This is a genomic window from uncultured Winogradskyella sp., assembly GCF_947501905.1.
GTDB lineage: Bacteria > Bacteroidota > Bacteroidia > Flavobacteriales > Flavobacteriaceae > Winogradskyella.
The window spans coordinates 48,702-62,703 of record NZ_CANMXL010000002.1 but is presented as its reverse complement, the minus strand read 5'-3'; the positions used below and the strand labels follow the sequence as shown (position 1 = coordinate 62,703).

14 protein-coding genes are annotated in these 14,002 nt (G+C 32.3%); 7 read left to right on the top strand and 7 right to left on the bottom strand.

The window, feature by feature from the left end; all coding sequences use genetic code 11:
• The first annotated feature begins 10 nt into the window (after window positions 1-10).
• Window positions 11-694, top strand: coding sequence for a DUF2490 domain-containing protein (locus tag Q0770_RS03865; RefSeq protein WP_299114209.1), 684 nt, complete (start codon window positions 11-13; stop codon window positions 692-694).
• Here Q0770_RS03865 and Q0770_RS03860 read toward each other — a convergent pair whose 3' ends face one another.
• Window positions 695-1,486, bottom strand: a complete 792-nt coding sequence (locus Q0770_RS03860; RefSeq protein ID WP_299114207.1) for an SDR family oxidoreductase — start codon at window positions 1,484-1,486, stop codon at window positions 695-697. It abuts the gene before it with no gap.
• A 95-nt stretch (window positions 1,487-1,581) separates the two neighbouring features.
• On the opposite strand from Q0770_RS03860, the gene Q0770_RS03855 reads away from it, so the two are divergent.
• From Q0770_RS03855 to Q0770_RS03835, 5 genes are all read left to right on the top strand, one after another.
• Window positions 1,582-2,619 carry an o-succinylbenzoate synthase gene (locus tag Q0770_RS03855; RefSeq protein ID WP_299114205.1) on the top strand — a complete coding sequence of 346 codons (1,038 nt, stop codon included), beginning with the start codon at window positions 1,582-1,584 and terminating at the stop codon, window positions 2,617-2,619.
• The gene (locus Q0770_RS03850; RefSeq protein WP_299114203.1) at window positions 2,619-3,554 is read left to right on the top strand and encodes a CPBP family intramembrane glutamic endopeptidase; all 936 of its coding nucleotides are present in this window, start codon (window positions 2,619-2,621) and stop codon (window positions 3,552-3,554) included. Before Q0770_RS03855 ends, Q0770_RS03850 begins: the two co-directional genes overlap by 1 nt.
• Window positions 3,554-4,636 carry an AMP-binding protein gene (locus Q0770_RS03845; RefSeq protein ID WP_299114201.1) on the top strand — a complete coding sequence of 361 codons (1,083 nt, stop codon included), beginning with the start codon at window positions 3,554-3,556 and terminating at the stop codon, window positions 4,634-4,636. Before Q0770_RS03850 ends, Q0770_RS03845 begins: the two co-directional genes overlap by 1 nt.
• 91 nt (window positions 4,637-4,727) lie before the next feature.
• Complete coding sequence (locus tag Q0770_RS03840) at window positions 4,728-5,333, top strand: hypothetical protein (RefSeq protein WP_299114199.1); 606 nt, start codon at window positions 4,728-4,730, stop codon at window positions 5,331-5,333.
• Between the two features lie 22 nt (window positions 5,334-5,355).
• Window positions 5,356-7,647: a von Willebrand factor type A domain-containing protein gene (locus Q0770_RS03835; RefSeq protein WP_299114197.1), complete on the top strand. Its 2,292-nt coding sequence runs from the start codon at window positions 5,356-5,358 to the stop codon at window positions 7,645-7,647.
• A 72-nt stretch (window positions 7,648-7,719) separates the two neighbouring features.
• Here Q0770_RS03835 and Q0770_RS03830 read toward each other — a convergent pair whose 3' ends face one another.
• From Q0770_RS03830 to Q0770_RS03820, 3 genes are all read right to left on the bottom strand, one after another.
• Complete coding sequence (locus Q0770_RS03830) at window positions 7,720-8,577, bottom strand: OmpA family protein (protein WP_299114195.1); 858 nt, start codon at window positions 8,575-8,577, stop codon at window positions 7,720-7,722.
• 86 nt (window positions 8,578-8,663) lie between these two features.
• Complete coding sequence (locus Q0770_RS03825; RefSeq protein ID WP_299114193.1) at window positions 8,664-9,668, bottom strand: glycosyltransferase family 2 protein; 1,005 nt, start codon at window positions 9,666-9,668, stop codon at window positions 8,664-8,666.
• On the bottom strand, window positions 9,668-10,111 hold the full coding sequence (locus Q0770_RS03820) for a type I restriction enzyme HsdR N-terminal domain-containing protein (RefSeq protein WP_299114191.1): 444 nt from the start codon (window positions 10,109-10,111) through the stop codon (window positions 9,668-9,670). Before Q0770_RS03820 ends, Q0770_RS03825 begins: the two co-directional genes overlap by 1 nt.
• 85 nt (window positions 10,112-10,196) lie before the next feature.
• Here Q0770_RS03820 and holA point away from each other — a divergent pair, with 85 nt between their 5' ends.
• Window positions 10,197-11,201: a DNA polymerase III subunit delta gene (gene holA, locus Q0770_RS03815; protein WP_299114189.1), complete on the top strand. Its 1,005-nt coding sequence runs from the start codon at window positions 10,197-10,199 to the stop codon at window positions 11,199-11,201.
• Here holA and Q0770_RS03810 read toward each other — a convergent pair.
• Genes Q0770_RS03810 through Q0770_RS03800 form a run of 3 tightly spaced genes read right to left on the bottom strand, consistent with a single transcriptional unit; the run spans window position 11,198 to window position 13,996 of the window.
• Window positions 11,198-11,956, bottom strand: coding sequence for a DUF6048 family protein (locus Q0770_RS03810; protein ID WP_299114186.1), 759 nt, complete (start codon window positions 11,954-11,956; stop codon window positions 11,198-11,200). The two genes, holA and Q0770_RS03810, sit on opposite strands and share 4 nt — an antisense overlap.
• Complete coding sequence (locus Q0770_RS03805) at window positions 11,937-12,512, bottom strand: DUF6452 family protein (protein WP_299114184.1); 576 nt, start codon at window positions 12,510-12,512, stop codon at window positions 11,937-11,939. Before Q0770_RS03805 ends, Q0770_RS03810 begins: the two co-directional genes overlap by 20 nt.
• The gene (locus Q0770_RS03800) at window positions 12,512-13,996 is read right to left on the bottom strand and encodes a thioredoxin-like domain-containing protein (RefSeq protein ID WP_299114182.1); all 1,485 of its coding nucleotides are present in this window, start codon (window positions 13,994-13,996) and stop codon (window positions 12,512-12,514) included. The genes Q0770_RS03805 and Q0770_RS03800 overlap by 1 nt, the downstream gene beginning before the upstream one ends.
• Window positions 13,997-14,002 lie beyond the last annotated feature (6 nt).

The window sequence follows — 14,002 nt, the reverse complement described above, 5'->3', positions numbered from 1 at the left end:
ATAATAATCGATGAGATATATATTTCTATTCATTTTTTGTATAAGCTTTCTTGTATCTAATGCACAAGTAGACCAATCGCAAACTGGTGCATGGTACATGTACTTTTATAGTCATCAGTTTAAGAATAGTCAATTTGGCATTCAAGGTGATTTTCAATATCGCGATTGGCAAGGTTTAGGAGATAAGGAACAATTATTATTACGTTCTGGGTTTACATATATGCCAAAAAATGCCAATATAAAGTTTACGCTTGGCTATGGTAATGTTACTTCTGGAGTTCCAGGAGAAAGTGATGATACAAGCAGCGAGAGTCGTATCTATCAAGAAGCCTTGTTTAATTCAAAATTTGGTCGTTTTTATTTGACGCATCGTTTTAGATACGAACAGCGTTTTGTCGAAAATCAAGATTTTAGAACGCGTTATCGTTACAATCTATTTTTAAATATTCCTATTAACAAAAAAGAATTATCACCTAAAGCAATATATGCAGCATTGTATAACGAATTGTTTATCAATGGTCAGCAAGATATTGGGAACAACCAAACGGTAGAATTATTTGATAGAAACAGAACTTACCTTGGTTTTGGATATGTTTTAAATGAGAAGATTCGTTTTCAATTAGGCTGGATGAATCAAAAAACCAATACTTGGGGAAAAGGCCAATTACAGTTGAGTATGCATCATAAATGGTAGTTATCTAACGCTACTTTTTAATACTGTTTTATGTAGTAGTTTAGGGAAAAACCGTTTTAAAAACACACCAATCGTTTCCCTTTTACCAATGTAAGCCTCAAATTTTTCTTTTGAGATAGCTTTAAGCATGCGCTTTGCAAACTCGTCAACAGATAATCCATTTTCTGTAGCCTTGTCTAATGCCTCTAATTTTGTGCCATCACCAGTTAATGCATTACGAGACACATCTGTATTAACAAAACCAGGGCAAATTAGAGTTACTTTAATATTGTCTTTTTCATGTTCCATTCTTAAGACATCAAAAAAACCATGAAGCGCATGTTTGGCTCCACAATACCCTGAGCGATACGGCGAGCCAAATTTTCCCATTAAACTTGTTATAGTTACAAAATGCCCATATTCCTGAGAAATAAAATAAGGCAACAAAGCTTTAGATAAAGCTACGGTGCCTAAATAGTCAACCTCCATCAATTTTTTGTCTACAGAGATGTCGGTGTCTACTATCAATGAGCGTTGACTAATACCGCCATTATTAATAAGGATATCAATAGTCCCAAAAGCAGAAACTGCTTTTTCTGCTATAGGTTTCATCATATCATAATTTGCCAAGTCAAAAGGAAGAACAGCAACATTCTCTTGGGTTTTGCATAGAGATTTTACACTATTGAGTTCAGCTTCACGCCTAGAAGAGAGTATAAGTCTACAATTTAGTTGAGAAAGGAGTAATGCTGTTGCTTTACCAATACCACTAGATGCACCAGTAATCCATACAACCTTATTGTTAAAATCCATAATCGATATTTAAAAATTGAAAATACGAATTTGTAGAATGATTACGAGATATTTCATTTAAAAAGGGAGAATTATTAAGTATTTTTGAAACTCTTATGAAAGCTACTTATCAGTCTTATATTTTAAACTTTAAGCACCCTAGTGGAACATCGCGTGGCGTTATGACTACTAAGGAAACCTGGTTTATTATTCTTGAGGAGAATGGTAAAATTGGTGTTGGCGAATGCGGCATTTTAAGAGGACTTTCTATAGACGATAGACCTGATTATGAAGAAAAGTTAGAGTGGACGTGTAATAATATTAATTTAGGACTAGAAAAATTGCTTAGCGAGCTTGTCGAACTGCCTAGTATTCAATTTGGTGTTGAGATGGCTTTCAAATCTTTGCAAGCTGAAAGCAAATTCGAACTATTCCCGTCTGAGTTTACTAAAGGAAACGACAATATTCCTATCAACGGACTGGTTTGGATGGGAGACGAGGCTTTTATGCGTAAGCAAATAATTGAAAAAATAGAAGCAGGGTTTAATTGTATAAAACTTAAAATTGGTGCTATTGATTTTCAAACAGAGTTAGATATTTTAAAATCTATTCGGAAAGAATTTTCGGTTTCAGATATCGAATTGCGAGTTGATGCTAATGGCGCTTTTAATCAAAATGAGGCTTTGGAGAAATTAAAACAGCTTTCAGAATATCAGCTACATTCTATAGAACAACCTATAAAACCAAAACAGTTAGATACTATGGCAAGACTCTGTGAAGCATCTCCAATAGACATTGCTTTAGATGAAGAGCTTATTGGTGTTTTTTATGGTGCCGAAAAAGAGAAGGTTATTTCTAGTATAAAACCTCAGTATATTATCCTTAAACCAAGTTTAGTAGGTGGTTTCAGTGGTAGTCAAAAATGGATTGCTATTGCTGAGAAATATCATGTTAAATGGTGGATTACGAGTGCTCTAGAAAGTAATGTTGGTTTAAATGCCATTGCGCAATGGACATATGCTTTAAAGAATAAAATGCCACAAGGTTTAGGGACTGGGAGTTTATATACCAATAATTTCCATTCGCCATTAACAGTAAAAAATGGTACTTTGCAATACGATATAAATACAAATTGGAAACTTAATATTATATAATGAATTATATACAACAGGCCTATAAAGGAAAGTTAGAAGCATGGATGGTAATAATTACCACATGCGTAGTGTCAGGTATATTTGTACTAAATTTTATTTTCTACCTATTTTCATCACCCGAAGACTTAGAAGCATCTTATGATTTAATGAAAAGTTGGGACCCTAATTTAACTTTGATTCTAAATTTAGGACTTTTTGTTCCGCTTATATTATTACTTTTTGTGTTTGTAAAATATGTGCATCAACGAAGTATATTGTCTTTAACTACATCACGCCCTAAAGTCGATTTTAAACGAATATTTTTCACTTTCTTTCTAGTCGTTGTTTTTACTTTAGTCACTTTTTTTATTAGTTATTATTACGATTCTTCTGATATTGTTTATCAGTTTAATCCAGGAAGATTTGCAATTCTGTTTCTAATATGTGTTCTCTTATTTCCATTTCAGATAGGATTAGAAGAATATCTCTTTAGAGGATATTTAATGCAGCATATTGGAGTCATCGTAAAAAATAAATGGTTCCCATTAATATTGACCTCTGTGCTTTTTGGGATTATGCATAGCGCAAATCCAGAAGTAGCTGAGATAGGCTATTTTAAAATGATGATTTTTTATGTTGGTACTGGATTACTTCTTGGAATAATGACATTAATGGATGAAGGCTTAGAACTTGCATTAGGATTTCATCTTGGTAATAATTTATTGGCAGCATTGCTAATTACTTCAGATTGGTCGGCATTACAAACCGATGCTATTTTTAAGAACACTGCAGAACAAGGAATAAGCTCTATTACTGAGATTTTAACTCCAGTAATAATAGTCTATCCAATACTACTCTTTATTCTATCTAAAAAATATGGTTGGACTAATTGGAAAGATAAGCTATTTGGCAAAGTAACACCGCCACCGAAAGAAGATTACAAAGTACTTGATTAATGACACCAAGCTTTAATAAGATTCACAACCGATTTAAGTTTAATGGGCATCATTTTTGTCATGAAGAATTTAAAGAAGTCGCGTATAGTCTTATAAAAGAAGGTGATTATTACGAACGTATTACTGGTGATTTCTTGACCGATTGGCTTAATGATGATGATTTTGTTTTCGCAGAAACTTCTGGTTCAACAGGTGCGCCCAAACGTATTAAATTACAGAAACAGTCCATGGTGAATTCTGCCATTGCAACAGGAGACTTTTTTGGTTTAAACCCAGGAGATAAAGCATTAAACTGTTTGTCTAGTAACTATATTGCAGGAAAGATGATGCTTGTAAGAGCAATGATTTTGGGTTTGGAAATTGATTGCGAAACCCCACACTCCAAACCATTATTTGATACTAATAAAATTTATGATTTTTGTGCTATGGTTCCGATACAAGTGGCAGGGTCAATAAAGAAATTAGATAACATAAAAACGGTTATCATTGGTGGTTCTAAGATTGTTCCATTTTTGTTAGAGTGTATGAAAAACAGTCCGGTAAAATTCTACGAGACTTATGGTATGACAGAAACGGTCACACATGTTGCATTAAAACCATTAGAGACTTTAACTCAAAAAGGAGAAGACTTTTTTAAAGCACTGCCAACGGTAAAATTCAGTCAAGACAAACGTGACTGCTTAATTATTGATGCGCCAAACTTGATGGATACACCTTTAGTTACAAACGATGTCGTTGATTTAAAATCGAATAAAGAGTTCAAATGGCTAGGGCGTTTTGATAACGTTATCAACTCTGGAGGCGTTAAATTATTTCCAGAACATATAGAACAAAAATTACTTCCAATTATCAAGAAACGTATTATTGTTTGTGCAGAACCAGATGATAATTTTGGAGAAAAAGTGATTTTAATTGTCGAAACATCGGGCAATATCTCAGAAGAACTGAAGAACAAAATCTCTACTGCTAACTCACTTCATAAATACGAAATACCTAAGCATATTTATACCATAGATCAATTCGTTCTCACTGAGAACGGTAAAGTACAGCGTCAAAAAACTATTCAATCGGTTTTAGGATAGTTTACTCACCAAAAGTTGCATTTCACTCATTCTGTGTTTTTTAGAAACGGTATTGCATTTAGTTTTATCGAAACTTTTAAATGCAGAACCAATGAAAAAGCTAATTAAATGTATTGCTATACTGTTCTTTACAGTGCAACTAAACAGTCAAGAAAGAAGAGTTGAAACAGAATCGGTAACTTTAGAGAACCTCTTTACGTTTATTGTAGACCATTTTGAAGAAGATGGTAATCCACAAAATATTTCATTCCTATTAAAAACTCATCAAGGAGATTTTTCTGATGAAGATAAGTTTGTTCTAAAACAAACCTTTAAACTACTCTCAAAACGTCTTAGTGAAGATGATTATATCAGTATTGCCACATATAATAATTATAGCGGTATTGCTCTGAAGAAAACATCTCCAAAAGAGTTAAAGAAAATACTTTACACTGTAGAATACCCAAAAGAAAGTATTAAAGCTTTTGCTAAGGATGGTATTGAGTTAGTCTACCAATATGCTAATGAGATATACGAAGAAGACTACGATAATAAAGTTATTATGATAAGACTTCCTGAGCGTAAGACATCTATTAATAGTATACAAAACTCAGTGACAGCAAACATTACGCCATCCAAACAAAAAGGGAATGGTGCAGCAGTTGTTTTATCAGCATTGGCCTTACTACCAGAAATAATTCAGGTCATTAAAAATTAAAAATCATTAAAACAATTATATCATGAAACACGTATTGCAAATTTTTACAATTTTGTTTGTGGCATTTCAGCTTCAAGCACAACAAATAAACATCACAGGTATAGTAACGGCAGCAAGTGATGGTTTACCATTGCCAGGTGTTAATGTCATTGTCAAGGGAACTTCTTATAGGACAGCTTCCGATTTTGATGGTAGGTTTTCTATAAAAGCTAAAAAAGGAGATAAGTTAATATTTGCTTATTTAGGTTTTAAGACAAAACAAATTCTTGTTGGTAAATATAATACCATTAATGTAGCCTTAGAAGAAGATCTCGAGACTTTAGATGAAATTGTAATTACTGGATATAGTACTACAACAAAATCAAAATCAAGCGTAGCTTCAGTAAGTGTTTCAAGTCAGAGAATAGAAAATAGACCAAATTCAAAATTTACGCAAACGCTTTCAGGACAAGTAGCAGGATTAAATATTGCAACAAATTCTGGGCAGCCAGGAGGAAATTCATTAGTACAACTTAGAGGTGTTAGTTCTATAAATGGTAATAAAGAACCATTATTTATTATAAATGGAATGCCAGTTAAAGAAAGCAGTTTTAAAAACTTAAACCCAAAGAACATTAAATCTGTAGATGTAATTAAAGATGCAAAAGCACTCTCAATTTATGGAAATAGAGGAAGAAATGGTGTTGTAATAATAACTACAGGAAAAGGAAAGTCTATAAATCCTAATGCACTATATATTGTAGATGGTGTTCCAATTAAAAAGCAAGATAACTTTGCAATTGCAAATATTTCTGAAGCTGATATTGATAGTAAAATCGAATATACTAAAGCTGAAGCTAAACGTAAATTTGGAAGGGATGCTAAACATGGATGCATTGTTATTACAACTCATAAAGGCAATTTCAGAATTCAAGATGATGAAACCTACGCAGTAATTAATGAAAACGTATTTGAAAGAACGACCCTGTCTCCATTGTCAACCTTTTCTATTGACGTAGACAAGGCTTCTTACAGTAATGTTAGACGAATGATTAATAACGGAGAGGCAATTCAACCAGATGCTGTAAAGATTGAAGAAATGGTAAATTATTTTAACTATGAATATCCTCAGCCAACAGATGAGCATCCATTTTCCATAAATACTGAAGTGGTAAAAACACCTTGGCATGATAATACTAATTTGGTTAGAATTGGTTTACAGGGCAAAACCTATAAAAATGAAGAGTTACCAGCATCTAATCTTACTTTTTTAATTGATGTTTCTGGTTCAATGGGTAATCGTAATAAACTACCACTTTTAAAATCGGCCTTTAAATTATTAGTCAATCAATTGCGTCAACAAGATAAAGTCTCTATAGTGGTTTATGCTGGAGCAGCTGGTGTTGTTTTGGAGCCTACATCTGGTGATAGAAAAGATAAAATTATAGCAGCATTAGATAATTTAAATTCTGGTGGTTCTACGGCAGGTGGCGCAGGTATTCAATTAGCATATAAGCTAGCTGAAAAGAATTTTAAAAAGAATGGAAACAACAGAGTGATTTTAGCAACAGATGGCGATTTTAATGTTGGTGCATCAAGCGATAAAGCTATGGAAGAGCTTATTGAAGAAAAGCGCAAGTCTGGTGTGTTTTTATCAGTTTTAGGGTTCGGTTATGGGAATTATAAAGATTCAAAACTAGAGACATTAGCAGATAGGGGAAACGGAAATCATGCTTATATAGATACTATGCAAGAAGCTCAAAAAGTATTCGGTAAAGAATTTGGAGGGACACTATATACAATAGCTAAGGACGTAAAAATTCAAGTTGAGTTTAATCCAAAAAAAGTGCAAGCATATCGACTTATTGGTTATGAAAATAGATTACTTAATGATGAAGACTTTGTAGATGACACTATAGATGCTGGGGAATTAGGAAGTGGACATACAGTTACTGCTTTATATGAAGTTGTGCCAACAGGAATTGAGACCGAATATTTAAATAATGTTGCAGATTTAAAATATACAGAAACTAAAACAACTGATAATTATTATGATGAATTATTCACTGTTAAGTTTAGATATAAGAAACCTGATGCTTCAAAAAGTATAGAAATGGTACATGTCCAAAATACAGAAATTACTAAATCAACAGAAGATATGAATTTTGCTTCAGCTGTAGCTTTATTCGGTATGCAATTGAGAACTTCTCAATATTATAATAATGCATCGATTGATAAGGTTATTGAATTAGCAGAAAATGGTAGAGGAAAAGATAAAGAAGGTTATAGAGCAGAGTTTATAAGACTTGTAAAGTCTTATGATAATCTAGATTAAGTATATATCAATATAAAACCAAAAACCCCGATGCCATGCATCGGGGTTTTTAATATTTAAACAAAGAAATAATTAGTTACCAGCAGAAAGGTTTTTCATTTCTTCTTCAATCATTTCGTAGAATTGATCAATTTTTGGTAATACAACTATACGTGTACGTCTATTTTTTGCTCTGTTTTCTGCAGTATCGTTTTCTACTAAAGGCACATAAGAACTACGACCAGCAGCGATAAGCTGTTGTGAGTTTACGCCTAAACTTTCTAAAACCCTAACAACAGAAGTTGCTCGTTTTACACTTAAATCCCAATTGTCTAGTAAAGGAGGTTTACTGTAGGATACATTATCAGTGTGAGACTCAACCATAGCTTCAAAGTTTGGTTTGCTATTAATGACTTTAGCAACTTTACCTAACACTTCGTTGGCTCTGTCAGTAACGTTATAGCTACCGCTCTTAAACAACAACTTATCAGCAATAGAAATAAAAACAACACCTTTTTCTACATTTACCTCAATGTCTGGGTCATTAATACCTACCTCTTTCTTTAAACTAGTAACAATAGCAAGAGTAACACTATCTTTTCTAGTTAGTGCATCTTGTAGACGTGTAATCTTTAAATCTCTTTCTTTTAAAGATTCAAGAGATTTTTCAAGATTTTCTGCACCTTTACTAGTTAATTCGGTTAAGTCTTGAGAACTCTTAATTAATGCTTCATTACTACGACGCATGTCTGCTAATTGTTCTTTAAGACCTTCTAAACGCGCATTAGCTGCAGCTTGGTCAGATAAACAAGCATTTAATTTTACAGTAGCTGTATTTAATAAATCTTGTGTTTCTTTTTGTTTTTCTTGTAGTGCTAAATAGTCTTTCTTTGATACACATGCGGTAAGTACCAACATTGCACAAATACTAAGTAGAATCGTTTTCTTCATAATCAATAATTTGTTATTATAAACCGAGACAAAATTATAGAAAAGAAAAGCGAATGATAGTCTGATTAACAAAACTTTTAACAGATTTATAAACAGTCAAATTTCTGTTTCTTTTTTATGAAATAATCCCAAACGATTGAAGTACGATTATTATAGTTAGGAAGTTGCTTTATATGCTTACGCTGCTTTAATATTCTAGGCAAATCTCTATAAAAATTAACATGTGCTTTAAGGATAGCAAAACAATGCAAAGGTTTACCTTGAGCTAAAAATCGAATGCCTGCAATACCATCTAAAAATAGTCTCAAAAAGACACGCTCAAAGACATTTCTATCAGTATTTTTTACTAATGTAAAGAGGCTGTTCCTAAAGTTGAGATACGTCTTTCTTGGACTCGTATTTTGCAATGTAGCTCCCCCAACATGAAAAACTGTTGATACACCTACATAGAGTGTTTTATAGTTATTGTTAAATGCCCGCCAGCATAAATCTATCTCTTCCATATGCGCAAAATAAGTGTCGTCAAAACCATGAAGTGATTTAAACACTTTATTTTTTATAAAGAAGCAGGCACCAGAAGCCCAGAAGATTTCAATAGTATCATTATACTGTCCTTTGTCTTCTTCGATGGTGTTAAAAATGCGACCGCGACAAAACGGATACCCATATTTGTCAATAAAACCTCCAGCTGCACCGGCATATTCAAAATGAGATTTTTGTTTATAATCTAATATTTTTGGTTGAATTATAGCAACGTCTTTTTCAGAATTGTATGCCATAACAATTGATAATAACCAATTTTTAGTGACTTGGATATCACTATTCAGAAGACAGAGTAGAGGCTCGTCGACGTGCTTTAAAGCATCGTTATAACCTTTTGCATAACCGCCGTTCTCAGCATTCTGAATAATCTTAATTTCAGGATATTTTTCAGAAATAAAAGCAATCGATTCGTCAGTTGATGCATTATCAGCAACATAGATTTTGGCTTCATCAGAAAATGAAATTACCGAAGGTAAAAACTGCTCTAGGAGTGCTTTTCCATTCCAGTTAAGGATAACAACGGCGATATCTTTTGTTGTAAATGTCATTATTTGTAATCTGGTATATCCTTTAAAAATGAATATTGCTCAGCTTCTAAGTCTGTTTGACAATAATAGTGATTAATTCCGTTGGTCACCATCAAATAGGTGGCGTTTAATGCTAAGTTATAGCGTGCAATTTGATCAAACGTATTTTGATTAATCTTAATTTTTGGGGCTTTACATTCTACAATCAAAAAAATAGAACCATCAGGATTAAAGATAACGATGTCATATCGTTTTTTTAAATCATTGATAGTGAGTTCTTTTTCTACATTGATTAAAGATTTCGGGTAGTTTTTTTCAGAAATTAGATAATGTACACAGTGTTGTCTTACCCATTCTTCAGGCTGTAAAACCACAAATTTTTTGCGAATGATATCAAAAATAGAAACTTTATTTTCTGTACTTTTGAAACGATAGTCGAACTTTGGAAAATTAAGGTCTTGCACTACACAAAATTAAAACTTTAACGTCACTTCGAGAGATTTTCTTAGAAAATTTTATTGAGAAGTATTCGCCTAATTAACCAATTTTTTGGAAGAAGCAAAACAAATAGTTACCGCCATACAAAAAGGAGATATTAAGCCTATCTATTTTTTGATGGGAGAAGAGGCCTATTACATTGATAAGATTTCAGATTTTATTGAAAACAATGTTTTGGACGAAGCTGAAAAGGGTTTTAACCAAATGGTACTTTATGGGCGTGATATTTCTATTGATGATATTGTAAGTAATGCCAAGCGCTATCCTATGATGGCAGAACGACAAGTCGTTATTGTCAAGGAAGCTCAAGACTTAAGTCGTACTATTGAAAAATTAGTAGATTATGTAAATAATCCACAACCGACTACGGTTCTTGTGGTTAATTATAAGTACAAAAAGATTGATAAGCGTAAAGCCTTGTATAAAGCTATACAAAAAACTGGTTTGGTACTAGAAAGTAAAAAACTATACGACAATCAAGTGCCAGATTGGATTCGTCGTGTTTTGTCTGGACAAGGTTATACTATCACACCTAAAGCTTCGCAAATGCTGGTAGAGTTTTTAGGTACTGATTTATCTAAGATTGAAAACGAGCTTAATAAACTAAAAATAGTATTACCAAAAAATTCTCAGATTACACCCGAAGCTATTGAGGAGAATATTGGCATTAGTAAAGACTTTAATAATTTTGAATTGCGTAAAGCTGTTGGCGAACGTAACATGACAAAGGCTTTTAGAATTGTAAAATACTTTGGAGATAATCCTAAGGATAATCCAATGGTAATCACAGTATCCTTACTTTTTAATTTCTTCTCGCAACTTTTACAATACCACGGATTAAATGATAAATCACCAAGAAGTGTGGCATCAGCATTAAAAATCAATCCTTATTTTGTGAATGAATATACAATTGCCGCACGAAATTTCCCGATGAAAAATGTGAGTAGAGCGGTAGCCTTACTTAGAGATTTTGATGTTAAAGGTAAAGGTGTAGGCGCTAATGCAACTCCACAAGGCGATTTACTAAAAGAACTTTTGGTAAAGATTTTTGGCTAGTTATTTTCTTCAATAGGTTCCTCAGCCTCTTTTTTAACTGGTTTCGCTTTCTTGTAAATAGGAATCAAATACGAAATGTTATAACCAAAACCTGCACCAACGATACCACTATCATAAGTTCTATTAAATCCAGGTATGTAGAGGTTTTCAAAATTATCTGGACTTGTTTCAGAAACCAAAAACTTGAGTTGTACATTGAGTCCCATAAAGAGATTGGTTAAGACTTCTGCTTTAATACCCAAAATAATTTCGCCCCAAATAGCAGTAAGTCCGTCGAATTCTTCAGGGTTTGTTACTGTCACCTGCTGACCAAAATATTGATTATTTACATCATATATAGTATAGCTATTCAAGGTTTGGCTAAATGAACTAGCACCAACCCTAAAACCTGAATATATCATGTTTTCCATGTCTAGCCAGTTTCGGTATAAGTTATAATCCACACCAACTTTAAAATAGCTTCCTTTTGCAGTAGAACTTAAAGCTTCACTATCTAATGTTCGTTCTTCATTACCCAATTCTCCAGCTAAATATAGGCGTTGTGTTAAACGATAATCTCCATTAATTTCAAAACCTTGATAATCATCATCTATAACTGAACGCACCAACTTTGAAATATCTGCACCTAATCGAAGGCCATATTTTTGTTTAAAAACAGTAGTGTCTTGAGTCTTTTCTTGCTCTTCAACTTGAGCAAATGTAGTTGAAGAACATAACAATAAAGCGACTAAACTCTTAATGAAATATTTGTACATGTGTGGCGTCTTCGTTTTCAACTGTTATTTGTGTATCTGTGGTGTTTGCAAAAGTTACGTTTTGTATCCATTGACTAGCATCATTACTTTCAATAGAGACTTCTAAATTTGTAAAAATACTTTTAAAACCACAAGCTCTAGAAACATATACAAATTGAGGTGCATATCTTACGACTAAAATATCAATATTAGAATCTGTGGCAACATCTCCGTCTATTCTAAGATTAGTGTCTTTTTCTAAGATGTAACGTGTTGTTGTTTCTATACCTTCATCACCTATAAGTAGTGGTAATTCAATAGCGTTAGAGTTTGAGTTAAATATTATGGCTACATCTTCAGCTTCGGTTGTGCTTTCTGGTAATCCAGCTGTAATTAAATTTTCACCATAAACAGATAATCTAGTCACACTTTTTAATGTCTCTGTATCAGCAGCATCAAAAAACTCAATTAATAATCGTGGTGTAGTTGGTGTGCCATCAGCACAAATATCGTCACGCTCGCAGCTTCCAATCAATAAAATAAAACCAATAAAGCCAAAAAATTTAATTCTCTTCATTAGTTTACTAATTTATCTAAAATTTCAATAGTATTTGGTAGACTAGGTCGATATTCAAATCCAGCGTGAAGCATGTTGCCATTTACGTCTATAATATTGTATGTTGGGTAGCCATTTATTTTAAAACTTTGACGCATTTTTTCAGTTTGTTCTTTTGTTACTATATAGTGTTTGCCACTTAGACCATACTTTGCAATAGAAGATTTCCATGGCTTTTCTTCAGATAAGTGACATATATAAACATATTCTATTTTATCTCCGAAGCGTTCTTTTAGTTTTGGAGTTGCTGTTTTAAATTCTGAACGACAAGGAGCACACCAAGGACCCCAATTGTCTATATATATAATTTTACCGTTAGCATTATTAATTATTTCTTGTAAAAAATCTTCAGGATTTTTTGAGTCAAAGGCTAATAACTGAACATCTTTTGGAACAGGTGGATTCTCAATAGCTTTTTTTGTGTCTTCTATGTTCTTAAAAATAGCCTTCCCTAAATGAGATTTGCCATATAATAATTGTAGTTGAGCTTCTTGACTTTCTGCAAAATCAAGATTCATAGCTGCTAAATCAGATTTTATACGGTCGTTAATAGCTAACTGCGCAACCACAGTATTATCTTTAAAGTCATTACTTATAGTTTTAACTATTAAAGAATCTCTATTAGCTTTGTCAAATTTACCAGATTGCTTATCTAATTTTTTGTAATAATAAAAAAGAAGATGGTTTCCAAAGCCAGACACATTACCATTAACCATAATCTTATAGTCTATTTTTGGTAAATTTTTTAATGAAGCAAAGAATGAATCTGGATACTCTATAGATTTAGATTTCTCTCGATTATACATTTCAAAGTACATTGGAAACTCTAATATTTTTTCGATTGGTGTTATATCTTTTTCAGCTTTTAAATAATTTTTTAATCCTGCATCTATATCACTATTTTTTGAAATGAACTTTGTTATGTACTCATTACGTTTTGTGAAAATACTATCGTGATAATTTAAAAAAGTATTTGGTTCCAATTTAGAAAAATCATCATAGTAGTTGTTTAATAATGTGTCATTCTTTATGAATTTATGTAGACTTTTATTAATTCTTTTTGAGTCACCGTTTAATACTAAAGATTCAAATATATCTTTTGATTTATTACGGCTTCCATCTATTGAAAATGATATAGAATCTGAGGGTTTAACTATAAAAGTTAACCAACCTTTATAATAAATATTTACATCTTGTTGAAAAGGTAAATCTATTTCAGTTTTAAAATTACCTAAACTGTCGATATCTATTTTGAAGCTCTGTTGTTGAAGTATTTCGTTATTAAAATATAGCGTAACTTGCTTTTGTTCGTCAGAGTTTTTGTAATTTTTGATATGACCTTGGATAAGGGTTTTAGTGTCTTTTAAAGACTCAGTAAGGTCCTTATTATCTTTATTGCAACTGACAAAAATTAGAAGTAATAGAGTTAATTTAATAATTTTCATAAATTA

Coding starts and splice junctions, on each gene's coding strand:
- Q0770_RS03830 (WP_299114195.1), bottom strand. CDS start 8,577: ATGAAGAAAACGATTCTACTTAGTATTTGTGCAATGTTGGTACTTACC.
- Q0770_RS03860 (WP_299114207.1), bottom strand. CDS start 1,486: ATGGATTTTAACAATAAGGTTGTATGGATTACTGGTGCATCTAGTGGT.
- Q0770_RS03800 (WP_299114182.1), bottom strand. CDS start 13,996: ATGAAAATTATTAAATTAACTCTATTACTTCTAATTTTTGTCAGTTGC.
- Q0770_RS03865 (WP_299114209.1), top strand. CDS start 11: ATGAGATATATATTTCTATTCATTTTTTGTATAAGCTTTCTTGTATCT.
- Q0770_RS03835 (WP_299114197.1), top strand. CDS start 5,356: ATGAAACACGTATTGCAAATTTTTACAATTTTGTTTGTGGCATTTCAG.
- Q0770_RS03855 (WP_299114205.1), top strand. CDS start 1,582: ATGAAAGCTACTTATCAGTCTTATATTTTAAACTTTAAGCACCCTAGT.
- Q0770_RS03850 (WP_299114203.1), top strand. CDS start 2,619: ATGAATTATATACAACAGGCCTATAAAGGAAAGTTAGAAGCATGGATG.
- Q0770_RS03840 (WP_299114199.1), top strand. CDS start 4,728: ATGAAAAAGCTAATTAAATGTATTGCTATACTGTTCTTTACAGTGCAA.
- Q0770_RS03825 (WP_299114193.1), bottom strand. CDS start 9,668: ATGACATTTACAACAAAAGATATCGCCGTTGTTATCCTTAACTGGAAT.
- Q0770_RS03845 (WP_299114201.1), top strand. CDS start 3,554: ATGACACCAAGCTTTAATAAGATTCACAACCGATTTAAGTTTAATGGG.
- Q0770_RS03810 (WP_299114186.1), bottom strand. CDS start 11,956: ATGTACAAATATTTCATTAAGAGTTTAGTCGCTTTATTGTTATGTTCT.
- Q0770_RS03805 (WP_299114184.1), bottom strand. CDS start 12,512: ATGAAGAGAATTAAATTTTTTGGCTTTATTGGTTTTATTTTATTGATT.